This is a genomic window from Aeromonas sp. R5-4, assembly GCF_040908215.1.
Lineage (GTDB): Bacteria > Pseudomonadota > Gammaproteobacteria > Enterobacterales > Aeromonadaceae > Aeromonas > Aeromonas veronii.
On sequence record NZ_JBFODG010000026.1, the window covers coordinates 180450 to 206371 of the forward strand.

The window sequence follows — 25922 nt, forward strand, 5'->3', positions numbered from 1 at the left end:
CACTCCAGCCCCTACCCCCGTTCATGCACCAGTTGGCCATCCACATAGGTGCGGTAGATGGATCTGTCATCCCCCAGGGTCAGCAACACAAAGAGCTTGTCCCGCAGGGTGGTGGAGTTGTCATAACGCAGCTGCTGCAGCGGGGTGGCGACCGGGTCGAGCACCACGAAGTCCGCCTCCTTGCCCACCGCAAAGCTGCCGATCTTCTCGTCCAGCCCCAGCGAATGGGCGCCGCCCAGGGTGGCCAGATAGAAGGCCTGATAGGCCGATAGCCGCTCGCCCTGTAGTTGCATCACCTTGTAAGCCTCGTTGAGGGTCTGCAGCATGTTGAAGGTGGTGCCGGCGCCGATGTCGGTGCCCATCCCCACCTTCACCTGCTTGCGCCACGCCTTGTGCAACTTGAACAGACCACTGCCGAGATAAAGATTCGAGGTGGGACAAAACGCGATGGTGGAGCCGGTCTCCTTCAGGCAATCCCACTCCTGCTCTTCCAGATGGACGCAGTGGGCAAAGACGCAGTTGTGGCCGGTAAGCCCATGCTGGTGATAGACATCGAGATAACCCTTGTGCGCCGGGAAGAGGGATTTTACCCAGGCGATCTCGTCCTTGTTCTCGCACAGATGGGTGTGCAGATAGGTGGTGGGAAACTCTTCGCGCAGTCGCCGCGCCATCGCCAGCTGCTCGGGTGTCGAGGTGGGTGCAAATCGTGGTGTGATGGCATAGAGCAGGCGACCATTGCCGTGCCAGCGCTCGATAAGCTGCTTGCTCTGCACATAACTGCTCTGCGCGGTATCGAGCAGATAATCGGGCGCATTGCGATCCATCATTACCTTGCCGGCGATCATCCGCATATTGATGCGGCTGGCCGCCTCGAACAGGGCGTCTACCGACTCGGGGTGCACGGTCCCGAACACCAGCGCCGTGGTGGTGCCGTTTCGCAGCAGCTGCTTGATAAAGAAGGTGGACATCTCGCGGGCATATTCGAGATCGTTGTAGCGCCGCTCGGCCGGGAAGGTGTGGCGGTTGAGCCACTCCAGCAACTGCTCGCCATAGGCCCCCACCATCTCGCTCTGGGGGTAGTGAATGTGGGTATCGACAAAGCCCGGCACTATCATCTTGCCGCGATAATCGCGCACCCGCACTTCGGTCGGAATGCGATCCTTGCCCTCCTCCCACTCACCAAACCAGTCGATGCAGCCGTTGCGAATGATCAGCAGGCCATCCTCGATAAGGCGCGCGTTGGACTCAATCTCCTCGGGCTGATCCACCACCCGGGTGATATCGAAGAAGCTGCCGCGTACCGCTTTGACAGAGTTGTCATTTTTCATAACCGTTTCCCTGTTTTTCTTGTTCTGTTGACGTTTTTTGCCGGTTTAACCGTCAGACCCGTTCCACTTGTGGCGCCACCGCCTGCCCGGGCACTGGCTCTGGTGAACCCTCCCCCTTGCTGGCCGATGGCTGGCCCGCACTGCGGGCGGTAAAGATCACATCCGGCTTGTCACTCAGCTGGATCACCTCCACCGCCTCGGCATCCCTGACGGCCGCCTTGCGCTTGCGGCTTTGCGGCAGCACCAGATTCATGATGATGGCGGTGATGCCGCCGGCGCAGATGGGGTTCTCCACCAGCATGTAGATACCCGCCGGCAGCACCTTGAAGACGTTCGGGTCATAGGAGACCCCGAGCCCAAGACCCAGCGAAGTGGCGACAATCAGGGTCTCCCGCCGATCGAAACCGTGGCTGATGATGATGCGACCACCGGCGATGGCAATCATGGAGAACATGATGACCATGGCGCCCCCCATCACAGGTGACGGTATGGTGGTAAAGAAGCGCCCCACCACCGGGAAGAGCCCCAACAACACCAGAATGACGGCAATAAACTTGCCCACATGGCGTGAGGCCACCCCGGTCATCTGGATCACCCCGTTGTTCTGGGCAAAGGTGGTGAGCGGCAAAGAGCCGAGGGCAGAGGCAATGACCGACACCAACCCATCAGCCAGCACGCCGCCGGAGAGCCGCTTTTGAAACTCTGGCCCCTGAATATCCCGGTGGGAGACCATGGCGGTGGCGGTGATGTCCCCCACCGCCTCCAGCACGCTCAACAGATAGATGGTGCCCGCCAGCATAAAGGCGTGAAAATCGAAGGAGAAACCGTACTTGAACGGGATAGGCACCGTAATAAGTGGCAAGTTCTCAAGGGCGGAAAAATCCACCATGCCGAGCATCAGGGCCACCGCATAGCCCACCAGCAGGCCGATGGCGATCCCGCTCATCCGCAGCAGCGGGCTTCGGCTGCAGTTGAAGGCGACGATGACGCAGAGCACCAAGAGCCCCAGCCCGATGTTCTCGTATTTGCCAAAGGTGCCGCTGCTCATGGCGGAGAAGCCGCCGCCAAAGTCGATGATCCCCACCTTGATAAGGCTCAGGCCAATCATCAGCACCACTACCCCGCTCACGGTCGGGGTGATCACCCGCTTGAGGTAGGGCAGCACGAAGGAGGAGCCCATTACCAAAAAGGCACCGACGAAGGAGACCCCGAGCAGGGTCGAGACGATCAGCTCCTCGTGGATGCCATCTTTTTTCATGGCGCCGCCGAGTGCGATCATCACGGTGACGAAGGAGAAGTTGACCGACTGGATGGAGAGCAGCCCCGAACCGATGGGGCCATAACGGTTCACCTGCAACCAGGTGCCGATACCGGAGGCGATCATCGCCATGGAGACCAGATAGGCGGTGATCTCGGTGGAGAGGCCCAGGGCGCCGCCAACGATCAGCGCCGGGGTTACCATGGGAACAAAAATGGCCAGCAGATGGGTCACTGCACCCATCAGGGTTTGATAAAACGGGGGTTTGTCTTCCAGCTCGTAAATGAGATCCGAGTGCTTGCGTGTTGTTTTAGACATCGTGTTTGTCCCATCACACAGAATGTAGGCGGAGTACTCATTCCGCCGTCAGGCGCTGGGGGCGAGCTGGCGCCCGCCCCTCACCTTTTCTTTTGTTATGCCGACACTTTTTGCTCCAGCTTGCCCAGTTCGCGCAGGATCTGCTCCGGCGTGAAGTGCCACTTGCGCAGCCAGACACCGCAGGCGTCGTGGATGGCGGTGGCGATGGCAGGCGCCGCGCCGTTCACCCCGATCTCCGAGATGGACTTGGCGCCGTAAGGGCCGACCTTGTCATCACTCGGTACCAGGAAGGCCCGAAAATCGCGCGGAATGTCGCCAATCTTGGGCGCGCCATAGCTCTTGAGATCCCGGGTGAGCGGAATGCCCTTGCTGTCATAGCAGATCTCCTCGGTCATGGTGTGGCCGATGGCCCGCATGGTCGCCCCGTAGATCTGGCCGAGGGCCAGCTCCGGGTTGATGGGAGTACCGCAGTCGAGCAGGGCGTAGAACTTGTCGAGGCGGATCTCGCCGGTTCTGACGTTGACCGCCACCTCGGCGAAGTTGGCGCCATACGGGAAGGCGAGCTCAGAGGTGATGTAGCTGGCGGTGCCCACCAGAATGCCGAAGCCGGTACCAGTCTCCGCCTTGTGGGCCAGCTTGGCGAGGCTCACCTCCCCCTGCTTGCCGCGCACGATCCCCGGGTGAACCAGCTCCACATCCTCCACCGGCTCGCCCAGCATGGCGGCGCCGTGGAACAGGATCTTAGCCTTGAGGTTCTCGGCCGCCATCTTGGCCGCATTGCCGGAGAAGCAGGTACCGGACGAGGCGTAGGCCCCCTTGTCGAACAGGGCGTGGTCGGTGTCGCCGGAGATGACATGCACATCGCTGAGCGGGCAACCGAGCACCTCGGCGGTCAGCTTGGCCACCACGGTATCGAGGCCGGTACCGATATCGGCGCCACCGGAGTGGACGATAAAGGTGCCGTCCGATTCCAGTTTAACCATGCAGTTGGCCTGATCGATATCGGGGATCCCCGATTTTTGCATGATGATGGCGACGCCACGACCGATGCGCCAATCCCCGTCGGCGGGTTTGGGGCTGTCCCAGGCAATCAGCTCGCGACCCTGCTTGAGGATGGGCTCAAGAGCACAGCTGGCGGCGTGGGGCACCGAGGTCGGCATCTTGCCCTCGCCGATGGCACCCAGCACCTTGAGGATATCCCCTTCGTGCACCCGGTTGTGCTCCACCATGTCGAGCTGATCGATCCCCAGTTTCTCGGCCAGCTCGGCAATGGCCATGGTCAGGGCGAAGTTGCCCTTGGGCGCGCCATAACCCTGATAGGCGCCGGTCGGGCAGATGTTGCTGTAGTAGGTGTTGACGGTAAAGCGCACGTTGTCGCACGGATAGAGCGGCAGGGAGAGCGCCGGGCCGTTGCTCGGCACCGTCAATGAGTGGTTGCCGTAAGGGCCGGTGTTGGCGCGAAAATCCATGTCGATGGCGGTGATGGTGCCATCTTTTTTGGCCCCCACTTTCACCTTCACCTTGGCCACGTGGCGGGAGGTGTTGCTGATGAACTCCTCTTCACGGGTGTATCGGAAAGTGACGGGACGGCCGGTGACCTTGGTCGCCCAGGCGCACACCTCTTCCAGCAGGATATCCTGCTTGGAGCCAAAACCGCCCCCTACCCGCTCCTTGATCACGTGCACCTGATGTTGCTTGAGGCCGACGATACGCGCCACCTGACGGCGCACGTGCCACGGCACCTGAGTAGAGGCGTGAATGACCAGACGCTCCCCATCCATATAGGTGAAGCAGATGTGCGGCTCGGTCGGGCACTGCTGGGCCTGGGTCGATTCGTAGGTGCGCTCGACAATCTCGTCCGCCTCGGCAAACCCTTTGGCCACATCACCGATCTGGCCATGGACGCTTGCGGCCAGGTTCTCGTGCGGGCGGGAGCCGATGGGGAAGTTGATGATCATGTGCTCGTCGCCGCGACGTACCGAGCAGGCGTTCTGCTGTTCCAGATCCGCAGGCGCACCGGCCATGTAGACAATGGGCTCGTCGTGTACCAGCGGTGCGTTGGGAGCCATCGCCTCATCGATATTCATGACCGCTGGCAGCACCTGATACTCGACCTCGATGAGTTTGAGGGCCGCCAGCGCGACCGCTTCGCTCTCGGCCACCACGGCGGCCACCCGGTCACCTACGTGACGCAGCTTGCGGCCAAACATGCGGCGATCGAGCGGTGACGGCTCGGGCGCACTCTGGCCACCTGGGGTGTAGTAGATATCGGGGCAGTTGAGGTGGGTGATGACATGCACAACGCCCGGCATGGCTTCGGCGCGGCTCACGTCGAGTTTGGTGATCACCGCATGGGGATGGGGGCTGCGCAGCATCTTGATGACCAGCGCATCCTCGGTGACCCGATCCTCCACGTAGCAGGGCTTGGCCTGTACCATCTTGGCGGCGTCCACTTTCGGGCAGCTCTTGCCGATGTGGCGCAGATCGTCGCGAAACTCGGGGGCAATCTGGCACAGGTAATCGGGATCCTTCATCCGTGAACTGGCAAGCTCGACAGCCTGATAGAACTGCTGGTAGCCGCCATCGCGGTGAAACAGGCCAGAGAGCGCGTCGTCGATTTGAGCACGGCTGGGCTCGGGATGACGATCAAGCAGGTCGGTGACAATCAGCGCGGCTGCCGGATCGTTGTAGCCGGACTGCACCACCCCCACATCCACCATCGCCTGCTGCACCAGACTGAGCTGGTTCCAGCTACCCAGCGACTCGGCGGTGCGCACCTCTGATCCATCCAGCTGGGCGGCGATCAGCAGAGAGGCGTTGATCACCTTGCCGTTGAAGAGGATGGCGTCGGAGCCGGCAAAGCCAAAGCCGTCGTCGCTGTTGCGCACCGAGTGCATCCGGCACTGGTTGAACAGCACCCGCTGAGCATTCTCGCCAGCCGGGGTGATGACGGTGCGCAGGGCACCGTTCAGTGTGAAGTTGAGTTCCATCATGCCTGTACCTCCTGCTGCTGGCACTCCACCAGCAGATCCGCCACCACTACCCCGCTGATATAGCGCTTGTAGGTCACGCTGCCGCCGAGATCTTCGCGCGGTGCAACCAGCTCGCTCACGGCCGCCTCCAGCGCGGCGTCGTGCAGATCGCGGCGCTCCACGTCACGCAGGCGCATCGGCTGCGGCGTAACACCAGCAACGGCGACCCGCATCTCACCAAGGGCATCGAGGGCCACGGCGGCGGTCATCACCGCCAGACCATCGGCGTTGCGGCTGATGCGGCGAGTAGCACAACGCAGCGCGGGCTCCGGCAGCACCACCCCCAACACCAGCGCCTTGCGCTGACCCGCCAGATAGGCGTCGATGGGTTGCAGCAGGTTGTTCTCCAGCACCACCACGGCTTCGAGCACCAGCAGTACCGGCAGCAGCGGGGAGTCCTGCTGCTGGCAGGCAATTTCGCCGCCGAGGGTGGCCTGATTGCGCAGATGGCGGGAGTAGACAAACCCCAGCGCGTCGCACAGGGCGGCCGGGGTACGGGGGTCGTCTTTCAAGGCTTGCAGGGTAACGGTAGCGCCGATGTGGAGTTGACCGTGCTGCTGTTCAATCTGGCCAAGCCCGAGCTTGTCCAGCGAGATGGCGACCTTCTTGTCGGTGCGGGTCGGGGCGGCGTTGAGCTTGCTGCCGCCCCCCATGTAGACGGCGTCGTTGCCGAAGCGGGCCTTGAGTTCCAAAGCCTGACCCAGTTGCTCGGGTCGGAAGAATTGCTCAATCATGTGTCGTCCTTACTCTTGCTGCCCGCCGCCGGGAAAATCCACAGGGCGGGCAATCCGGTCCAAAAGTGCAGAGGGTGGCCTTAGGCCAGCTGATCCATCCGTTGCCACAGGCGGCTCGCCACCTTGCTGGCCTGCTGATAAATAGGCTCGACGTCAAAGGCGAACTCGCGATCCTGATAGACCATGCGCCCCTCTACCATCACGCTGTTGACCGAGGATGAGCCCATACCGAAGGCGAGATGGCCGCCGAGGTTGCGCGGCGCCAGCGGGGTCGGTGCGGCGTAATCGCAGATGGTGAGATCGGCCTTGTAACCCGGCTCCAGCCGGCCAAATTTGGCGCCGAAGTTGCGCTCCAGCAGGGCGTTGCCGTTCCACAGGAACCGGGCAAAGCTGTCGGGCCAGAGCGCGCCACCGGCATCCTTGTGCTTGAAGTAGGCGAACTTGAGCTCTTCGAGCATGTCGGAGCCGATACCATCGGTACCGAGCGCCAGATTGCGATACTCCGGCAGGTGCATGTTGTAGCCCACGTGGTTATTCATGTTGGAGCGGGCGTTATGTACCAGGAAGGCATCGCGGCTGTTGAGCAGCTCGATGTCAGCCGGGCTCAGGTAGATGCCGTGGGCGATCAGGGTCTTGCTGTCGATAAGGCCAAACTCGTCCAGCCGGGCGATAGGCTCCTTGCCATAGTGGTGGTGACCGTGGGCCATGTCGTAGCGGTCTTCCGCCACATGGATATGCAGACCGCGACCGGTGACCTGCACCGCTTCGCGCAGCATGGCGAGCCCTTCATTCGGTACCGTAAAGGGGGCGTGGGCGCCGATGTGCGCCTCCACCAGATAGGGTTCGTTCCCCTTGGCCTTGGCCGCATCGATCTGTTGGGCGAACAGGATGTTCTCCTCTACCCCGGCCTGCAGCTCGGCGAGACCGCCGTTGCGATCCGTGGTTTCGAAGCAGGTCATGCCGCGCAGGCCCGCCTCCATAAACCCTTTGCGCAGCACATTCAGAGAGCCCTTGATGAAGTTGGGCGAAGCGTGGTGGTCGATCACCGCACTGCAGCCGCTCTTGATCGCTTCCAGCGAGCAGATGAGGCCGCTGTAGTAGAGGGACTCTTCATCGAGCGCCCGATCGAGCCGCCACCAGAGGTTTTTCAGGGTGGAGATAAAATCCGGGCAGGGGGCGATATTGGCCATGATCCCCCGCGACAGGCCGGAGTAGAAGTGGTTGTGGGCACAGACGATGCCCGGCATCACCAGCTTGCCGCCCATCTCCCGATAGTTGGCCTCCGGGGAGAGGGCCCGCAGATTGGGCCCCACCGCTTTGATAAGGGTGCCTTCGATGGCGATATCCACCCCTTCCAGCACCCGGGTCGGCTCCAGCTGGACGGCGGTGACGTTCTTCAGAATAAACATGGTGTGCTCCTTCGCTTATTCGTTGTTCGTTCAGGCCTCGACGGCCCCCAGCAGGTAGTGGTGATGAGCGTGGACATGGCTAATGATCCGGCACATGTCGCCAAGGGCTGCTGGCGCATCCTTGATCCGGCTCTGGGCGTCTATGGTCAGGCGATAGGTCTCGCCACCCTGACGCACCCGCAGCTCACCGCCATCCGCCAGATAGAAACCGGGGTTGCGGCTGTTGTCGAAGTCCTCGGGCAGGCTGAAGATGGTGACCTTGTCCTGATAGGGCTTGCCCTGCCACGGGCAGAACTGGGCGCAGTTGCCGCACTCGTTGCAGTAGGCATCCAGGTGCAGGGTCTGGAACTGATCCTTGAAGCCCGGCACCGCGATGGCGACGTTGGCCCGGTTGGGGCAGACATCCACGCACTTGCTGCAGAGGTAGTTGCACTCGAGGCAGCGGTGCGCCTCTTGCGCCACGAAGGCATCGCGCTCGTTTTTGTCGACCAGGGTGACGGCGATGCTCCCCTTGCGGCGATAGATCTCATCCTTGCCCGATGGCTGGATGGTCACTTCGCTCTGCTGGCTGGCGATATGCTCGCGAGAGAGCACCAGATCCGCGGCACGGCGGGCACCACCGATGGCACCGACGATGGAGGACGGACCGCTCTGCACGTCACCGATGAGGAAGACGTTGCGACGGCTGGTTTCGCCGGTCTGGCCATCCACCTCGGGCCAGCCATCGCTGCCAAGGGGAATGCCCATCGCTTTCAATACTTCGCAATCAGGCTGCTCGCCGATGGCGGTGATCAGCGAATCCATCTGCATCACTTCGGTCTGCTCGGTGGGCACCGGACGGCGGCGGCCCTGCTCGTCAGGATCCCCCAGCGCCATCATCCGCACGACAAGCTTGCCATCTTTGTCAAAGCGCTCCGGGTTGGTGAGGAAGCAGAAACGCACCCCATCTTCTACCGCTTCCAGAACCTCCTCGCGATAGGCGGGCATCTCTTTTTCGCTGCGACGGTAGATCACGGTCACATCGCTGACACCGGGCACCTTGAGGGCGGCACGGGCACAGTCCATGGCAGTGTTGCCGGCACCGATCACCGCCACATGGCGGCCGAGCGGCAGCGGCTTGCCCTGATTGAAGCTGCGCAGGAAATTGAAGGACTTGTAGACCCGATCATGACCCCCTTCGAGACGCATGCCGCCATTCTTGTCGGCGCCGATGCCGACGAAGACATAGGTAAAGCCCTGGGCGTGCAGCTTGTCGACGGTGAGCGTCGGATCGCAACCAAACTCGAACTTGACCCCGTGAGCGGCGACAAAGTCGATGTCGTGCTGGATCAGTTCAGCCGGGATGCGGAACTCGGGGATGATGTGTTTGACCACGCCACCGGCATCCGCTTCGCGCTCGAACACGGTGACCGGATGACCGGCACGAGCCAGGAAGTAACCGGCGGAGAGACCGGCCGGGCCGGCGCCAATGACCGCAACCGGATGCTTGTCACCACTGCCTGCCGGTTTGTGCCAGCGGGCCTTGTACCCTTCCCAGCCCAACTCGAGGGCCACTTTTTTCAGCTCGCGGATATTGAGCGCGCTGTCGTAATCGAGACGGGTGCAGTTGTACTGGCACTGGTGATCGCAGATATGGCCGGTGATGGCGGGCAAGGCGTTGCGCTGATAAATCAGCTCAAGAGCTGCCACATACTCCCCCTCGCCCATCAGGCGAATGTACTCGGGGATATCCTGATGCACGGCGCAGGCGGTGACGCAGGGCGCTACGTAGCAGTCGGTCAGCGGCAGGCCGCCACCCACTTCGATGCGATCGTCGGACTTCCACTCCTTCTGGGTGTAATCCATGGTGAGGGCCTTGGCGGCAAGCGCTTCCAGCTTCGCCACATCCACCTGACTCATGGCCCAGCTATCGGAGGCATCGATCTCTTTGAGGCACTCGATCTGGCGCAGGTAGCCACCCGGTTTCAGCAGGTCGGTGGCCATGGTGATGGGACGAATACCGGTCTCGAAGATCGCGGCGATGTTGAACTTGCTGGCGCCACCCGAGTAGGAGATGGGCAGCTTGCCATCGAAGGCGCGAGACAGCACGGCCGCCACGTTGATGGAGAGCGGGAACAGCGCACGGCCGGACATATACATCTCATCCCCCGGCAGCGCCCCCTTGCGGTTGATGGTGCCAAGGGTATTGGTGAGCTTGACCCCGAAGGTGAGCCCCTTCTCGGCCCCCAGCGCCATCAAGCGAGTCAGCATGGCTTTGGCCTGATCCAGCTTGAGGTCGTGATCGAACGACTCTTCGCTCAGACCAATGTAATCAAAGCCGCAGGTATCGAGGATCTCGCGCACCCGCGGGTAGCCCAGCAGGGTCGGGTTCAGTTTGACGAAGGTGTTGAGTCCCTTCTCTTCCAGCATGTAGCGGCAGATGGCCTCAATTTCGTTCGGCGGGCAGCCGTGCATGGTGGAGAGGGTGACACCGTGCACCAGATTGGCCGGGATGCGATCCACCAGCTGTTGCAGGCGATCGCGCCGCGCCCCCAGCCCCAGCTCGGCAATAAACTGCTCGTCGGCCACCAGCTCGCGCAGCACCTGCTGGTACTCGGCAAATTTCGGACTTTGGCTTGCATCCATCAGGCTGTGGATAAACTGCTGCATCGGTGGCTGTTTGATGCCATCGAGGTTGTAACCCACGCTCATGTTGAAGATGAAGGACTTGGCCTCCCCTTCAAGACGCGGGTCAAACACCTCCTCCAGCAGGTAGAGGGCAAACCAGGCTTTAAGATACTCGTCAAATGCCTTGGGCAGGGTGAACTCGGTAGACCACTCGGTATTGAAGCACTCATCCTCGGCATCGATACAGGGCTTTTCCAGTTCGAGACGGTCCAGGATCTGCACCGTCTTGAGCTCGATAAAGCGCCCGCCGGTCAGCCAGGAGGTGACGATATTCTGGGCCAACTGGGTATGGGGGCCGGCTGCCGGGCCAATGGGGGTCTCGCAGGTTTCACCGAACACCTTGATCTTGCGCTCGTCCTGCTTGCGATAGAATTGCGCGGCGGGAATACCGAAAATGCTCTGACTCTCTTTATATTCCGCAAAAATACGGGTCAGCAGGTTCTTGAACGGAACGGGTCGCATAATATCGCCCATGGCTATCTCCTTGCAGCTGTTCTGCCCATTGGCAGCTTGAATAAATGGGGTATCCCGCACGGGTGTTCCCCCTTGGCAAGGAGAAGAGCAACAATCAGGCCACTACAGTTACAAAACGAGTTACAAAACTATTTTTTAGGGTGAAAGCGTGAGGCAGCTCCAATTAATGGAGAGAATTTACGATGCCACCATTATGGGTATTGCGAGTAGTTATCAATCACTCTGGAATTTACTTAATGAGCAGTTCAAAAAGAACTCGCCCTATCAGATCAAGTGCGAGAAATATCACTTTGATACGCCATTTATCTCCCCGTTATCTTTTTAAACTGGGTTATTTCGTGGGCTCGCTCTCATTTTCAAGAATGCCACCCAGCAGCGCCTGATAGCGCTCCGGGGTATCCACATCAAACAGGATGGCGGGGCTGTCAACTGGCACCATACGGTGTGGATGCCCTTGCAACCAGCGGCGCACCGAACCTTGTGCCGGCGCGGTAGCCAGCTCCCTTGCGATGGATTTTGGCAGCAACACCGGATGACCCGCCTCCCCCTGCCAGGTGGGAAAGAGTGTCTCACAGCCCCGTGTCTGCCAGAGCTGTTGATAGACATCGCGCGGGATACAGGGGAGATCCCCGTGGCTGATAAAGAGGTAGTCAGCGTCACTGGCCGCCAGGGCGCAGCGGATGGAGCTGCCCAGCCCCTGCCGATAGTCGGGATTGTGGACGACAACAATATCCGGCCGTGATCCGTAGCGGGCTTGAAGCTCCTCGCCACGATGGCCCACCACCAGAATAACCCGCTGACAAAAAGCCAGGGCATTTTTGAGACTTGCATCAAGCATTGTCCCCTGGCAATAAGGTAGCATCATTTTCCAGGTACCCATTCGGGAAGATAAACCCGCCGCCGTTATTATACAGTCACACTGCACTTGTTCCTGGCAACGTTGTTTTCCACTCCCTTCGATATTTATTTTGGTCGTCATTATGTCGCTACCACACGTTGTTGCTGTCGCATTTCCAGATATAGATCCGCTATTAAACCCGCTCACCAAAAATATTGATAGCCATACCACCTTAATTAGCCTCTGCGGGGCCGGTGGAAAAACCAGCACACTGTTCTGGCTGGCGGAATATTTTTATAAGCAGGGTAAAAGGGTGCTAATTACCACCACCACTCGGATGTTTCTGCCTGCCCCGTCACACTATCGGGAATTGATTATCGAGACGGATCCCGTTCGTCAACTTACCCGTTGTCAGGCGCTACCGGATGAACCGACCCTGGTTGCCCTGTTCAGCCATATCGATCAGGCCAGCGGCAAGGTGGCGGGTCCTACGCCCCAGCAGATTGATCTCATCAAGGGGCAGCAGCGCTTCGATCTCATCCTGGTCGAAGCGGATGGCGCCCATCACAAGTTATTGAAAGTGCCCGCTTTGCACGAACCTTGCATTCCGCACCAGAGTGACTGGGTGATCGCCCTGCTGGGCGGCGCCATGGTGGGAGCCAATGCCGAACCGGCGCAGATCCACCGCTGGGCTGAATTGCAGGCCCTGTGCGGGATAGAGGCCGGTGACCCCCTCGACTGGGCCCTGTTTCACCAGCTGCTCTCCCACCCCGAGGGGCTGTTCAAGGGCACCCCGGCCAGAGCGCGCCGGATCTGGTTTATCAATGGGGATTATCAAAATGAGGCGTCGTGGCTGGCGGAATTGATAAAGCTGCAGAGCCGCCACCCCGAGATCCACGCCATCTGGCAGGGGGCCGTGCGCGAATCCCCCCCCATCCGTCACCTGATCTGCATAGCTCCGCACGGGGAGGCGCTTTAGCCTCACCCCTGACGTTTTAAGGATGAAAAGAGGTACCTTATGAATCTGTTTGCACACGCAGCCCGACTGGAACAGGAGAACACGCCATTTGCCATGGCCCAGATCATCGAGAGCCGTGGCTCCACCCCCCGCCATCAGGCCCAGATGCTGGTGATGGCCGATGGCCAGATCCTCGGCACCATCGGCGGCGGCATGATCGAGCGGCTGGTGATCGAAGAGGCCGTGGCGGCCATTGCCGAGCGCAAGCCGCGCATCTTCCACGGCCGGATGGCCCGCAACGGTGAGCATGCGGTCGGGTCGGACTGTGGTGGCGCCATGTCGGTCTATATCGATATCTACGGTCTGCGCCCCCGTCTGGTATTGATCGGCGCCGGTCACGTCAACCGGGCGCTGGCCCATGCAGCCGCGCCACTGGGTTTTGATATCCATGTTGGCGACTGTTTTGAAGGGAGCCTCAATCCCGATCACTTCCCCGTCGGCACTCACCTCAAACAGGCTGATACCATCAGCGCAGTGATCGACGCACTGGCCATCGAGCCCGCCAACTTCGTCATCATCGCCACCAATCATCAGGACAAGGAGGCGCTGGAGCGGCTGATAAGCCGTCCCCTCGCCTATCTGGGGCTGCTCGCTAGCAAGCGCAAGGTACAGACCTTCACCCAGGCGCTGCGCCAGCAAGGGGTGAGCCAGGAACAGTTGCAGCGGCTGCACGCCCCCATCGGTTACAACATAGGAGCCGAAACCCCGGAAGAGATCGCCATCAGCATCCTCGCCGAACTGCTGCAAGTGAAAAACGGCAAATCGGGTGGGCTAATGCAGGACGATGTGCGCCTCAAGCGGGATCAACTGGTGGTGATGCGCGGCTCCGGCGATATCGCTACTGGCGTGGCGCTGCGCCTGCACAATGCGGGTTTCAAGGTGGTGATGCTGGATCTCGACAAGCCCACGGTGATCCGCCGCACCGTCGCCTTCGCTCAAGGGATGTTTGATGGTGAAACCTGCGTCGAAGGGGTGCGCGCCAAGCGGGTCGAGAGCGTCGAGCAGGCGTTCGAGCAGCTGGATCGGGGCATCATTCCGCTACTGGTTGACCCCGACTGCGCCACCCTCACCGAGCTCAAGCCCCGCTATCTGGTGGATGCCATCCTCGCCAAGCAGAACCTCGGCACCCACAAGGAGATGGCCCCCATCACGGTCGCCCTCGGCCCGGGATTTGAGGCGGGACGCGACTGCGATGCGGTGATCGAAACCAACCGCGGTCACCATCTGGGCCGGGTCATCTATCAGGGCCCCGCCCAGCCCAATACCGGCATTCCCGGGGTGATCGAGGGGCACTCCGCACGCCGGGTGGTGCGCGCCCCCGTCGCCGGAGTGATGAAGAGCCTGATCAAGCTCGGTGATCTGGTGCAGGAGGGGGATGTAATCGCCCATGTGGGTGACGCCCCTATTATCGCGCCGCTCTCCGGCATGGTGCGGGGGCTGCTCAGCGATGGCATCGAGGTCACTGTCGGCTTCAAGATCGGTGACATCGACCCCAGAGGCGAGCGGGCCGACGCCACTACGGTATCCGACAAGGCCCGCGCCATCGGCGGCGCCGTGCTGGAGGCCATGATGCATCTGGCCCAGCGTAGATAAGGCTGTGTGCCAACACAAAGGGCCCGCCATCATGGCGGGCCCTTTTTATTTCGTTGCCGACAATCGACTCAGCCGTGCTTGATGCGAGTCTCCCCCGCCACCGACACCACAGAGCGCTTGCCCTTGCGGCTGATGACGATAAGCGCCAGCACGATAAGGGCGATGCCGCTCCCCTCCACCGGCCCCGGATTTTCACCAAGCAGCCACCATGAGAGCAGCACGCCGCTCACCGGCACCGCCAGGGTACTGAGGCTGGCGATCCCGGCAGGCAGCTTTTTCAGCACGAACAGCCAGAGGCTCCAGGCCAGTGCCGTGGCGAAGATGGCGCTGTAGGCGAGCGCGCCAAACACATAGGGCTGCCAGTCGATGGGTCGCTCCGGCACCAGCGCCGCCACCACGGCCATCACCATGGTGGCGTAGATCATCTGCCAAGTGGTGAGGGACATCAGATCCACCGCGGGATGGCGGGCATACATCCGCTTGGCGATGATGGCGCTGATCCCCCAGCAGATGCCGGAAGCAATCCCCAGCAGCGCACTCTTCATGGAATCCAGATGCAACTGCCAGGGCTCGATCACCAGCAGCAGGCCGCAGGCCGCTACCCCGACCGCCAGATAGTGGAGCTTGCGCATCCTCTCGCCGAGAAAGAGCGCTGCGAAGATCACCACCCAGAACGGCATGGTGTAGCTCAGAATAGCCACCTTGCCCGCCCCACCGCTGATCAGGGCCCACTGGGCCAACCCCACCATGCCGCAGGTCTGGAACAGGGCGATGGCGAGGGTATAGCGAAACGGGGTGGGTTTGAGATAACGGCGCCCGCGCAGGGCCAATACCAGCAGCAGAACCAGAGATCCGCACAAGCAGCGCAGGGCGGTGAACTCGAAGGCCCCCGCGTAGAGCATCACCTGCTTCATCACGATCCAGCTGTAACTCCAGATGGCGGTGAGCAGGATCAATCCCACCAGCGCCGCCATATTGATCTTTCCGCTCATTTGCTTGTTACTCACCTCTTGTCACTCATTGCGCCGGTTCAACTCTCGGCGTCTTGCCCGCGCTTGAAGGCGGCCATCTTACGCCTCACATCCTCTGCTGACCATGGCCGCCCCGAAATGAACAAGGGGGCCGACGGCCCCCACAATCACACTCAACCCGAGCTGGAACGTCTAGCGGCTGATAAGGGTTCCCGTCTTGCCGGCAATGCCATCGGCGGCCTTCTCCAGCAAGGTGATCAGGGATTTGCGCCCCGGCAGGGATGTGGCAAACGAGAGCGCCGCCTCCACCTTGGGCAGCATGGAACCCTTGGCAAACTGCCCCTGTGCAATAAGGCTGTTGGCATCGGCCACGCTCAGCTGATCGAGCCACTGCACATCGGGCTTGCCGAAGTTGATGGCGACCTTCTCTACCGCGGTAAGGATGATCAGCATGTCGGCGTCGATAAGCTCCGCCAGCTTGGCACTGGCCCAATCCTTGTCGATCACCGCGCTGGCACCGCGCAGGTGATTGCCCTCGCGCAGCACCGGAATGCCGCCGCCCCCGACGGTGATCACCACCTGACCGGCGGCCAGCATGGCAGAGACGGTCTCTTTCTCGATGATATCAACCGGTTTGGGGGATGCGACCACCCGGCGATAGCCACGGCCGGCATCCTCTTTAAGCCGCTCGCCCTTGGCCATCAATGCCTCGGCCTCCTCCTTGCTGAAGAAACCGCCGATGGGTTTGCTCGGGTCGAGGAAGGCAGGATCGTTTTTATCCACCTCCACCTGGGTCACCAAAGTGGCAACCGGCTTGTGGATGCCGCGTTCAAGCAGTGCCTCGCGCAGGGCGTTTTGCAGGTCATAACCGATATAACCCTGACTCAGGGCCACGCAGACCGACATGGGCAGATGGGGCGCCTTGGGATCGTGGCGGGCCGCCACCTCGAACGCCTGCTGGATCATCCCTACCTGCGGGCCGTTGCCGTGGGTCACCACCACCTCATGCCCCTGGGCGATCAGGTCGGCAATGGTGCCCGCCGTGCTCTGCACCGCCTTCATCTGCTCGGGCAGGTTGTTGCCCAGCGCATTGCCACCAAGGGCCAGTACGATTCTCTGTTTCATTTTGTTATCTCCAGTGATGGGACAAGCCGGCGCAATACCGGCCCACCTTTCGTTGTTCACATAAGCTTGCTGCTCTGCCTGTTTCGAACGGATTGTCAGCCTGCAACCGCGGGGCAAGGCGAGTGCAGATCCGGCGCCAAGGCCGGATCAAAGGGCGCTCTGGCCAGAAAGCGGCCATGACCACGCCGCCCCAGAAACTCGCCATCGCGGGCGACTATCTCGCCACGGCTCAGGGTCATTCTGATCCGGCCGGGGCAATGCATCCCCTCGTAGGGGCTGTAGTCGCCGTTGTCGTGCAACTGTTGATGGGAAATCAGGGTGTCACCACGGGGATCCATGATCACCAGATCGGCGTCAGACCCCGGTTGCAGGTTGCCTTTGCGCGGCCAGAGGCCAAACAGGCGCGCCGGGTTGGTGCTGGTGAGAGCTACAAAGCGTGATGGCGAGATGCGCCCGCCCAATACCCCGTGGGCAAACAGCAGCAGCATCCGGTTTTCGACCCCGGGCAAGCCGTTGGGGCAGCGGCTGAAATCGCCGCCCGAGAGGGTCATGCGCTGGGCGTGGGAGAAGTTGCAGTGATCGGTCGCGACGGTGTCGATATCGCCAGCTGCGATGCCGACCCACAGCTTGTCCTGCTCGCGGCGCGAGCGCAGCGGGGGGCTCAGCAGATAGTCGACCCCGTTCTCCTTGTAATAAGACTGCTCATCGAGCAACAGATATTGCGGGCAGGTCTCCACCCAGACCGGTTGCCCCTGACGGCGCGCCAGTTTCAGATACTCCAGCCCCAAGCCGTTGGAGAGGTGGACAATATAGAGTGGCGCATTGCCCGCGAGCCCCGCCAGATTGATCATCCGGGCGATGGCCTCCGCCTCGCACTCCAGCGGGCGGCTTTGCGGGTGATACCAGGGTTCATGGTGACCGGCGACCAATAGGGCCGCGCGGCGCGCCGCGATGGCGGCATCGTTCTCGGGATGGACGGTGGCAAGCGCCCCCACCTCCTTGAGGCGGGCCAGGGCGCGCAGCACGTCGTGATCCCCCAACTTGTACTGGTAGGTGAGATAGAGCTTGAAGCTGCTGATCCCCTCCTCCTGCACCATGGCGGCCATCTCGTGGAGGATAGCGTCATCCACATGCTGGACAACGCCGTGAAAGCCGTAATCGACCACCGCCTGATCGGCGGCATAGTCGTGATAGCGGGCCAGCTGGTGATGCAGATTGCACCCCGCCGGGCCAAATCCCATGTGATCAACGATGGTGGTGGTGCCACCACAGGCGGCAGCACGGGTACCGCTGAAAAAGTCATCGCAACTGCGGGCAATGCCTACGTCGATGTTGAAGTGGGTATGGACGTCGATGCCACCAGGCATCACATAACAGCCGCTGGCATCGATCACGTCGGTCTCGCCATCGGGCTGGATAGCGGCGGCCCGCGCGCGGATCACCCCGTTATCGATCAGCAGATCCTGACGATATTCACCCTGCGCATCGACCAGCACACCGTTTTTGATCAGCCGTTTCATCCCCACCACCTCGAACATCACTTTAAACAGCAAAGCCCCGCCTCAATGGAGACGGGGCACTTGCAACAGCCGGGCGGCGATGGCAGCCACCACCCGGCAGACCCCTTACTTGTCCAGCTCGGCCAGATAGAGCATGGGGATCACGGCGTACATGGCGGCGCACTTGACCAGATGCTCTTTCCAGGTCTTCTCGTTCGGGGCGTGGGCCTCCGGCTCTTTACCCGGGCCAAAACCGATGACCGGAATACCGTGGCGACCCATGATGGAGACCCCGTTGGTCGAGAAGGTCCACTTGTCCACCACCGGCTCCTTGTTGAACAGCTCGCGATAAGCCTTGGAGAGGGTTTTGACGGTGATGTGATCCTCTTCCACCTTCCAGGTCGGGAAGTAGCACTCGGTCGGGTAGACCAGACCGGTGTAGGCCGGACGATCGTACTGGTACATGGAGACTTCAGCACCGGCGGCTTTTACCGCAGGCAGGGCGCGGATCTCGTCGAGCGCCCCTTGCCAGGTCTCACCCCAGGTGAGACGGCGGTCGATGGAGACGGCGCAGCTGTCCGCCACGGCGCAGCGGCTTGGCGAAGTGAAGAAGATCTCGGAGACGGTCAGGGTCCCCTTGCCGAGGAAGTCGTCATTGCCGAGGTTGTGGCTCAGCTCCTGCAGCTCGCCAAGGATGGGACCCATCTTGAAGATGGCGTTGTCACCGCGCTCCGGTGCGGAGCCGTGGCAGCTGACCCCCTGCACATCGATGCGGATCTCCATGCGGCCACGCTGGCCACGGTAGATCTGGCAGTCGGTGGGTTCGGTACTGACCACGAACTCGGGGCGGATCTTGCTCTGCTCGATGATGTACTGCCAGCAGAGGCCATCGCAATCCTCCTCCTGCACGGTACCGGTCACCAGCAGGGTGTACTGATCTTCCAGCCCCAGATCCTTGATGATCTTGCCCGCATAGACCATGGAGGCCATGCCCCCTTCCTGATCGGATGCGCCGCGACCACCGATGATCTCGTGATCTTCCATCCCCTCATAGGGGTCAAACTTCCAGTTGGCCATGTTGCCGACGCCCACGGTATCGATGTGGGCATCCATGGCGATCAAGTGCGGGCCGTGGCCGATATAGCCCAGCACGTTGCCCATGGGGTCGATCTCGACCTTGTCAAAGCCAACCTTCTCCATCTCCTGCTTGATGCGCAGCACGACGCGCTCTTCATCGCAGCTCTCGCTCGGGATGGCGATCATGTCACGCAGGAACTGACTCATCTCGGCCTTGTACTGGTAGGCCTTCTCCAACACCATTTCAAACGGAATTTGCTTGCTCATTGTGATTCTCCATAACAACTGAGAGTGCGCGGCCTGTTCATCGGCAGCGCCCTGTGCCCGTTACCGCGCCCCGTTGACGAGGCGCGATCAATGCTTCAATTCGTGTCTCTGCTCTGGCGGGAGAGTTAGTCGCAGGCAGGATGCTTGCCTTCCCACACCACTTCCCGGTAATGCTTCACATCGGTGTCCCCTTCGGTGTTGATGATGAGTACGACCGAGTTGCTATCCAGCCCCAGACGTTCCATCAGCGCCGCGCGATCCGGGTGGTGACGCACTGCCGCCAGCACGCCGGTACCGACCGAGCCGGATTCGCCGGAGATGATTCGGGGGTCATTGCCAAGGGGGTTGCCCAGCACCCGCATGCCCAAGGCCGACACCTTGTCGTGGCAGGAGATGAACTGGGTGGTGCAGCTTCTGAGCAGCGGCCAGCCGAGCGGATTGGGTTCACCGCAGGCAAGACCGGCCATGATGGTGCGCATGTCGCCCCCCACGTTGACCATCTCCCCCGCCACGCCGGAGCGGTAGATGCAGTCGGCCTGATCCGGCTCGACCACGATACTGTGCAGGTTTTTCGCCCCGAAGCAGTCCACCAGATAACCGAGCACCCCGCCCGCCAGCGCCCCGACCCCGGCCTGCAGCAGCACGTGGGTCGGCTGCTTGATGCCCATGGCCTGCATCTGCTCGACCGCTTCGTCGGCCAGGGTGGAGTAACCCTGCATGATCCAGGTCGGGATCTTGGTGTACCCCTCCCAGGCGGTGTCCTGCACTATGTGCCAGCCGCGCTCTTCGGCCATCTTCATGGTCAGGCGCACGGTATCGTCATAGTTCATGTCGGTGACGATGCACTCGGCACCGAGATTGAGAATGTGGTCAACCCGCTCCTGGGCCGAGCCCTTGGGCATGTAGACCACCGCATGCTGGCCCACCTGCTTGGCGGCCCAGGCAACGCCGCGACCGTGGTTGCCATCTGTGGTGGTGGCGAAGGTCATCGGCTCCTTGATGGTGCGTTTGATGAGATCGAAGGAGAAATCCTCGATGGCCACCCCATATTTTTCACAGAGCAGGTTGGCGATGGCATAAACGCCACCCAGCATTTTGAAGGCATTGAGGCCAAAGCGCTTTGACTCGTTCTTGACCAATATATTTTTCACCCCGATATAGGCGGCCAGAGCTTTCAGGTCGCACAATGGGGTCGGTTCATAACCGGCCAGTTTTTTATGAAAAGCGCGAGCCTTTTGTGCTTCGGCGCGAGAAAACAGCGGAGATGGCTCGGCGGTAAAAAAGCGGTTATCGGCAATATCCATCTTCAAAGAAAATTGGGACATGCTTACCTCACTAGGCGTTACCTGACAAAGAGCTGCCTCGCCGGGAGATCCGTTATTCAGATACCACGGGGAGAAAACTCGAAATAATGGATTCGACAGCGTGGGCAGGATGAATATTCACCCTGCCCTTCTGCTATTTATTTCACCCGCTTTTGCGCCTCTTTAATCAGATTTTCCAGGGTTTCTGCCGGGGCGGAGAATTTACGGGCCATGATCATGGCGGCGATAATATAGGGCTTCCAGCTCGCCTCTTTGTAAGTGGCGATACGGTATTTCTCGAATACCCCTTCGGTTACTTCGCCCTCTTTGCAGGAAACGCCGGAAATATCGGCCGGCAGGCAGTGCATATAGAGCGCTTCGCCCCCCTTGGTGAGCTTCATCATCTCCTCGGTGCAGTGCCAATCCTTGTGCTTGGCGTTCTGCTCAAGGCAGTGTTTCTCCAGCTCCTTGAGGCCGGCGTGGTCATTGGCACGCAGCAACTCGGTGCGCTGCTCCATCACCTTGTAGGGGGCCCAGGACTTGGGATAGACGATATCGGCATCCTTGAACGCCTCTTCCATGGAGGTGACCTGACGGAAGCTGCCGCCGGAGGCCTTGGCATTCTCTTTGGCCACTTCGATCACGTCCGGGATCAGGTCATACCCTTCCGGATGGGCCAGGGTCACGTCCATACCGAAACGGGTCATCAGGCCGATGATGCCCTGCGGCACGGAGAGCGGCTTGCCGTAGCTGGGGGAGTAAGCCCAGGTCATGGCAATCTTCTTGCCCTTGAGGCTCTCCAGACTGCCGAAGTGCTCCTGCAACCAGGCGAGATCAGCCATGGACTGGGTCGGGTGATCAATGTCACACTGCAGGTTGACCAGCGCCGGACGCTGGGGCAGCACCCCCTTCTCGAACCCTTCATCAAGCGCAGCTCCCACTTCGCGCATATAGGCGTTGCCGGCACCGAGGAACATGTCGTCACGGATCCCGATGGCATCGGCGCAGAAGGAGATCATGTTGGCCGTTTCACGGACGGTCTCGCCATGGGCGATCTGGGATTTGCCCTCGTCCAGATCCTGCTGGGCCAGACCGAGCAGGTTCAGCGCAGAGGCGTAAGAGAAGCGGGTTCGGGTGGAGTTATCGCGGAAAACCGAGATACCGAGCCCGCTGTTAAACAGTTTGGTGCAGATATTTTCGGCGCGCAGGGTCTTGAGGGATTCGGCCAGTTTCAATACCAGCTCCAGCTCCTGAGGGGTTTGCTCCCAGGTCAGCAGAAAATCTTTTTCATGCAGGTTGGATTTGAGTGCTCTGATCTCTTTGATTAATTCGTTAACTGCTTTCATCGTTCGCCCCAATCATTGGATGAGATATGGATAGCTCCCCTTTCACTCACGATGTCACCAGCATCCCGGTTGTGGGTGAGCGCGTCGGTTAGCGTCGATATGAGGCAATCAATAACCGTGCCAAACCAATAAAATGCAGGAAGATATTAATAAATGACGAAAGTGTGTGATGCCACCCACAAAATCAGTGGCTATTTCAGCGGTTTATTCCATAAAAGGATGGATAGGGTGGCCAAGCGATAAAATAGCCGGGTGATAATAATCAGAGGCGATATCTCGGCATCGGTGAGAATTATCATCAAAGGTCAGTTTCAGGGGCTGAAATGATATCAGCTGGGCTGTCGTTATCATTATGATAATGCCCGCAACACCTTTTCTCTTGGAAGGATCTCTCCAGCGTTGACACTGCAGCTATCTCGTCTCCCCTTCGCTCCCCGCCCGTATCACCTCTCGCCTTATCTTCCGGCCACATCGCTGGGCGCGGTTGGCCCAAGGTGCTAACGTGAATACGCCAGCTGCGCATCTGTCTCGGATGCTCAGAAGAGGCCGACGTTCACGACCGCAACTGCGCGGGTGAACCTGCATGACTTACATCTTTGAGGGATTATCTATGTCCAGGAATGCTGCTCTGCTCATCACCCTGACCCTGCTCGGTATCACCCCTGCCCACGCCATCAGTGCCAAATATGCCGAGCAACTGGAGCGATCCGGCTGCACCCAGGTCACCGAGGCGCAGGGCTGTGACATTCACAAAACCAAAGCGGAAAATGCCAAGGCGGGATTTGGCACGGCAGCCCCGGCCGCGGAGGGCGGTCTGAATCTGAGCTATGAGCAGAAGCTGGAGCGCTCGGGTTGCACTCAGGTGAGCGAGCTCAATGGCTGCGATATCAACAAAACCAAGGCTGAGAACGCGGCTGCCGGTGTTGGCAATGCTCCGGCCGCGGCAACCAGCGGCAGCCCCTATGCGGGCAACTGGATCGCCACCTTCCCCCAAACCGGCGCCACCGTGGCCAATATCCGCATCGATGGCAAGGATCAGGTGTGGGTCAACGACAAGAAGGTCAATGCCAAGAAATCCGATGGCGCGCTGGTGTTCAAGGATGGCATGGTCATCTACACCATTCAGGGTGATCGCCGCATCAGGGGTGAAGATGGCTGGGTCGATAATGATGCCGGCACCAAGGGGCCCATCAACGCCAAGTAAGCAGCTGACCACGAAATGACGGGGAGCGCGGGCACCCCGTTTCACCCCTGATGGCCCATCGCGTCCAATGACCAGCTCCGCCAGTGAGGGGCCAGAATCAATACCTCCTGCTCCAGCCAAGTCCCGTCTGTGATCAGTTTATCGAGCCAGGGAACGCCTGCCAGCGTGCCATGACCATCAACCTGATCAGCTTGCGTCGTCACACGCCAGGGCACCTTGCCACTGTCCGTCGCAAAGGTGCGTACCGGACGGGCATAGTGATCCAGATAAGGTTGCAGCTCACAGGGAAGCCAGAACATGGCCGGTCGATTTAGCTCGCGCGCCAGCTCGATGGCAATATCGATACCCCGTTGATCGAGATCGCCGAAATGGGCCCACTGCACGCCCGCAGGCAGCAGCGGGATCAGCTGCTTGGCCAGGGTGGTATTGCGACCGGGGGCAAAAAGCAGCAGTTGCCCGGGTTGCAGCGGGTAGTCGACGAAGGCCCCCTTGTTCTCCACCGTAATGACAAGCTCCCCTTGCCAGCCGATGGCCGCCAGCGTGCCCAGAGTCCGCTCCGGCAACGCCAATTCCTCCAGCAGTGCCATCATTGCCGTCATATCGTGCTGCTGACCCTGCTGATCGACCAGTGAGAGCGGTTCGAGGGTACGGATGCGGATCACCTCATCTTGCGTGAGCGACAAGTCCGCAAGCTGTGGCGCTGCAAGGGATGCTGATCGCGGATGCTTGCTGTCCCCATGCCAGAGGGCATAAAAGCAGGCCTGATTGAGCCGTGCAGGCAAACTCACTCCCAGACGTTGCAGCTGCTCACACTTGTCCTGTTCCGGGGACGCCACCAACGCCAGCTGCCCGAGCAAATAAGTCCGCCCCGCCTCGGTCAACACATAATGAGCACCTCGGCCAACCGGCTTGATCCCGGCCACTGCCTGCAACAGATCCTTCAACTCGCGGCCATGCCGACTCTCAAGGGTGCAGCCCTTTCCGTTCTGGCTATCGAACAACCGTGCACACAAATTCTGTACCCGCACCTCATCAAACAGCGACATACTCACCTCTCCATGTGGCTTCTTATGACGAAGTAGAGGTGATTTTCCCTGTCATTACCGTGACCGGCTTCGCAAGCGGTTCTTATCAGCCCCGCCATGCATGGCCCGTTACTGGTAAACCCGCCACAAAGGGAGCAAGCTGGTTTGATATAGAGATACGCTGCGCTCTTCGCGGCACGACAACGCGATACCCGCTTTCACAAGGGCTTGCCATGACCGACGCCACAGACCCATCGTCATCCTCTTCCTGGCATCTTTCGGATATCCGCGAGCTGGCGCACCTGCTGACTCTGGCGCTGCCCGCCGCGGTAGAGATCACCGAAGCGGTACATCAGGCGGTACTGAGCGGTATGGGGCTCAAGGGACGAGATGAGGGAAAAACAGCCGGGATCACCGGGCTGGTCTACAAGGGGGTACATGGCACCGCCAACACCCTGGGCAGCGGCATCAACCAACTGCTCAGCCGCCTGCCAGCCACTCCGCCGCCCCACCAGATCCCCGAAACCCCGAAACGTGCAGCCCTGATCGCCACGCTCAACGGCGTATTGGGGGACAAGCTGGTCGATCACCACAATGCCCTCGCCACCCCCATGACACTGCGCTATCAGGGCAAGCCCCTCGATTGGCAGGCGATGCCAAAGGATCTACCCCGCGAGGGACGGGTGCTGCTGATGATCCATGGACTCTGCATGAACGATCTGCAGTGGCAGACCGAGCATCAAGGCAAGCCGGTCAATCACGGAGAGCAACTTGCCAACGCGCTTGGCTATCTGCCTCTTTACTTGCGCTACAACTCGGGCCTGCCTATCGCACATAACGGGCAGCTACTTGCCCTGTTGCTGGAGCAGCTGTTCGCCTACTGGCCGGGAGAGCTCAAAGAGATAACGATAATGGGCTACAGCATGGGCGGACTGGTTGCCCGCAGCGCCTGCCACCATGCCGGCGTGGCCGGGCTCACCTGGCCTGCGCACCTTGCCAACCTGATCTTTCTCGGCACACCACACCACGGCGCGCCGCTCGAACATGCAGGTCACTGGCTGGAGCAGTTGCTGCCCACCACCGCCTACAGCGAGCCCTTCGTCAGACTGGCGCGGCTGCGCAGTGCTGGCATCAGGGATCTGCGCCACGGCAAGGTGATCGATGAAGTGGCCCAACCCGACCTTGCCGCGCCCTTGCGCGATCCCCGCGTCCCACTCCCCTTGCCCTGCAGCGTCAACTGCTATGCCATTGCCGCGACCACTGCCACCAAGCGCAGCCTGCTGGCCGACCGGCTGATTGGCGATGGACTGGTGCCGCTACGCAGCGCCCTCGGTCAGCACAACGAAGCGCGCCATCAGCTGGCTTTTCTTCCTGCCCATACCCTGATTGTCTATCGCACCAGCCATATGGCCCTGCTGGCCAACCCGCAGGTTGG

The 25922-nt window shown here is 60.7% G+C and carries 18 protein-coding genes; 4 read left to right on the top strand and 14 right to left on the bottom strand.

Annotated features, from left to right (window positions below; translation table 11 throughout):
• Positions 1–11: 11 nt before the first annotated feature.
• The 7 genes from guaD to mocA form a co-directional block, all read right to left on the bottom strand.
• Complete coding sequence (gene guaD / locus AB5Y83_RS13300) at positions 12–1328, bottom strand: guanine deaminase (RefSeq protein ID WP_335818477.1); 1317 nt, start codon at positions 1326–1328, stop codon at positions 12–14.
• A gap of 52 nt (positions 1329–1380) precedes the next feature.
• On the bottom strand, positions 1381–2904 hold the full coding sequence (locus AB5Y83_RS13305; protein WP_335818476.1) for a nucleobase:cation symporter-2 family protein: 1524 nt from the start codon (positions 2902–2904) through the stop codon (positions 1381–1383).
• A 95-nt stretch (positions 2905–2999) separates the two neighbouring features.
• Positions 3000–5897: a molybdopterin-dependent oxidoreductase Mo/Fe-S-binding subunit gene (locus AB5Y83_RS13310; protein ID WP_368175317.1), complete on the bottom strand. Its 2898-nt coding sequence runs from the start codon at positions 5895–5897 to the stop codon at positions 3000–3002.
• The gene (gene ygfM, locus AB5Y83_RS13315; RefSeq protein ID WP_368175318.1) at positions 5894–6670 is read right to left on the bottom strand and encodes a molybdopterin-dependent oxidoreductase FAD-binding subunit; all 777 of its coding nucleotides are present in this window, start codon (positions 6668–6670) and stop codon (positions 5894–5896) included. The genes AB5Y83_RS13310 and ygfM overlap by 4 nt, the downstream gene beginning before the upstream one ends.
• Positions 6671–6750: 80 nt before the next feature.
• Positions 6751–8079: a putative aminohydrolase SsnA gene (gene ssnA, locus AB5Y83_RS13320; protein WP_368175319.1), complete on the bottom strand. Its 1329-nt coding sequence runs from the start codon at positions 8077–8079 to the stop codon at positions 6751–6753.
• A 30-nt stretch (positions 8080–8109) separates the two neighbouring features.
• The gene (gene ygfK / locus AB5Y83_RS13325; RefSeq protein ID WP_368175320.1) at positions 8110–11220 is read right to left on the bottom strand and encodes a putative selenate reductase subunit YgfK; all 3111 of its coding nucleotides are present in this window, start codon (positions 11218–11220) and stop codon (positions 8110–8112) included.
• A 331-nt stretch (positions 11221–11551) separates the two neighbouring features.
• Positions 11552–12199: a molybdenum cofactor cytidylyltransferase gene (mocA, locus tag AB5Y83_RS13330; protein WP_265177178.1), complete on the bottom strand. Its 648-nt coding sequence runs from the start codon at positions 12197–12199 to the stop codon at positions 11552–11554.
• A 1-nt stretch (position 12200) separates the two neighbouring features.
• Here mocA and yqeC point away from each other — a divergent pair, with 1 nt between their 5' ends.
• Positions 12201–13037 (top strand): selenium cofactor biosynthesis protein YqeC, encoded by an 837-nt coding sequence (yqeC, locus tag AB5Y83_RS13335; protein ID WP_368175321.1) that lies wholly within the window; start codon positions 12201–12203, stop codon positions 13035–13037.
• Between the two features lie 39 nt (positions 13038–13076).
• Positions 13077–14669 carry a selenium-dependent molybdenum cofactor biosynthesis protein YqeB gene (gene yqeB / locus AB5Y83_RS13340; RefSeq protein WP_368175322.1) on the top strand — a complete coding sequence of 531 codons (1593 nt, stop codon included), beginning with the start codon at positions 13077–13079 and terminating at the stop codon, positions 14667–14669.
• Between the two features lie 68 nt (positions 14670–14737).
• On the opposite strand, the gene AB5Y83_RS13345 is transcribed toward yqeB, so the two are convergent.
• The 6 genes from AB5Y83_RS13345 to ygeW form a co-directional block, all read right to left on the bottom strand.
• Positions 14738–15661: a DMT family transporter gene (locus AB5Y83_RS13345; protein ID WP_041207668.1), complete on the bottom strand. Its 924-nt coding sequence runs from the start codon at positions 15659–15661 to the stop codon at positions 14738–14740.
• Positions 15662–15832: 171 nt separating this feature from the next.
• Positions 15833–16765, bottom strand: coding sequence for a carbamate kinase (gene arcC, locus AB5Y83_RS13350; protein ID WP_335863799.1), 933 nt, complete (start codon positions 16763–16765; stop codon positions 15833–15835).
• A gap of 95 nt (positions 16766–16860) precedes the next feature.
• Positions 16861–18285 carry a dihydropyrimidinase gene (hydA, locus tag AB5Y83_RS13355; protein ID WP_335863800.1) on the bottom strand — a complete coding sequence of 475 codons (1425 nt, stop codon included), beginning with the start codon at positions 18283–18285 and terminating at the stop codon, positions 16861–16863.
• Between the two features lie 105 nt (positions 18286–18390).
• Positions 18391–19608, bottom strand: a complete 1218-nt coding sequence (locus AB5Y83_RS13360; protein WP_033113252.1) for a YgeY family selenium metabolism-linked hydrolase — start codon at positions 19606–19608, stop codon at positions 18391–18393.
• A 125-nt stretch (positions 19609–19733) separates the two neighbouring features.
• Positions 19734–20933: a diaminopropionate ammonia-lyase gene (gene dpaL, locus AB5Y83_RS13365; RefSeq protein ID WP_368175323.1), complete on the bottom strand. Its 1200-nt coding sequence runs from the start codon at positions 20931–20933 to the stop codon at positions 19734–19736.
• A gap of 137 nt (positions 20934–21070) precedes the next feature.
• The gene (ygeW, locus tag AB5Y83_RS13370) at positions 21071–22258 is read right to left on the bottom strand and encodes a knotted carbamoyltransferase YgeW (protein WP_005336811.1); all 1188 of its coding nucleotides are present in this window, start codon (positions 22256–22258) and stop codon (positions 21071–21073) included.
• 610 nt (positions 22259–22868) lie between these two features.
• On the opposite strand from ygeW, the gene AB5Y83_RS13375 reads away from it, so the two are divergent.
• Positions 22869–23462, top strand: a complete 594-nt coding sequence (locus AB5Y83_RS13375) for a hypothetical protein (RefSeq protein ID WP_368175324.1) — start codon at positions 22869–22871, stop codon at positions 23460–23462.
• A gap of 41 nt (positions 23463–23503) precedes the next feature.
• Here AB5Y83_RS13375 and AB5Y83_RS13380 read toward each other — a convergent pair whose 3' ends face one another.
• Complete coding sequence (locus tag AB5Y83_RS13380; protein WP_368175325.1) at positions 23504–24508, bottom strand: Wadjet anti-phage system protein JetD domain-containing protein; 1005 nt, start codon at positions 24506–24508, stop codon at positions 23504–23506.
• 212 nt (positions 24509–24720) lie between these two features.
• On the opposite strand from AB5Y83_RS13380, the gene AB5Y83_RS13385 reads away from it, so the two are divergent.
• Positions 24721–25922 (top strand): esterase/lipase family protein (locus tag AB5Y83_RS13385; RefSeq protein WP_368175326.1); only part of this gene is annotated, 1202 nt, incomplete at its 3' end.

Coding starts and splice junctions, on each gene's coding strand:
- hydA (WP_335863800.1), bottom strand. CDS start 18,285: ATGAAACGGCTGATCAAAAACGGTGTGCTGGTCGATGCGCAGGGTGAA.
- AB5Y83_RS13375 (WP_368175324.1), top strand. CDS start 22,869: ATGTCCAGGAATGCTGCTCTGCTCATCACCCTGACCCTGCTCGGTATC.
- ygfK (WP_368175320.1), bottom strand. CDS start 11,220: ATGGGCGATATTATGCGACCCGTTCCGTTCAAGAACCTGCTGACCCGT.
- dpaL (WP_368175323.1), bottom strand. CDS start 20,933: ATGTCCCAATTTTCTTTGAAGATGGATATTGCCGATAACCGCTTTTTT.
- AB5Y83_RS13310 (WP_368175317.1), bottom strand. CDS start 5,897: ATGATGGAACTCAACTTCACACTGAACGGTGCCCTGCGCACCGTCATC.
- mocA (WP_265177178.1), bottom strand. CDS start 12,199: ATGACGACCAAAATAAATATCGAAGGGAGTGGAAAACAACGTTGCCAG.
- AB5Y83_RS13305 (WP_335818476.1), bottom strand. CDS start 2,904: ATGTCTAAAACAACACGCAAGCACTCGGATCTCATTTACGAGCTGGAA.
- ssnA (WP_368175319.1), bottom strand. CDS start 8,079: ATGTTTATTCTGAAGAACGTCACCGCCGTCCAGCTGGAGCCGACCCGG.
- ygfM (WP_368175318.1), bottom strand. CDS start 6,670: ATGATTGAGCAATTCTTCCGACCCGAGCAACTGGGTCAGGCTTTGGAA.
- yqeB (WP_368175322.1), top strand. CDS start 13,077: ATGAATCTGTTTGCACACGCAGCCCGACTGGAACAGGAGAACACGCCA.
- AB5Y83_RS13360 (WP_033113252.1), bottom strand. CDS start 19,608: ATGAGCAAGCAAATTCCGTTTGAAATGGTGTTGGAGAAGGCCTACCAG.
- yqeC (WP_368175321.1), top strand. CDS start 12,201: ATGTCGCTACCACACGTTGTTGCTGTCGCATTTCCAGATATAGATCCG.
- arcC (WP_335863799.1), bottom strand. CDS start 16,765: ATGAAACAGAGAATCGTACTGGCCCTTGGTGGCAATGCGCTGGGCAAC.
- AB5Y83_RS13345 (WP_041207668.1), bottom strand. CDS start 15,661: ATGAGCGGAAAGATCAATATGGCGGCGCTGGTGGGATTGATCCTGCTC.
- guaD (WP_335818477.1), bottom strand. CDS start 1,328: ATGAAAAATGACAACTCTGTCAAAGCGGTACGCGGCAGCTTCTTCGAT.
- ygeW (WP_005336811.1), bottom strand. CDS start 22,258: ATGAAAGCAGTTAACGAATTAATCAAAGAGATCAGAGCACTCAAATCC.
- AB5Y83_RS13380 (WP_368175325.1), bottom strand. CDS start 24,508: ATGTCGCTGTTTGATGAGGTGCGGGTACAGAATTTGTGTGCACGGTTG.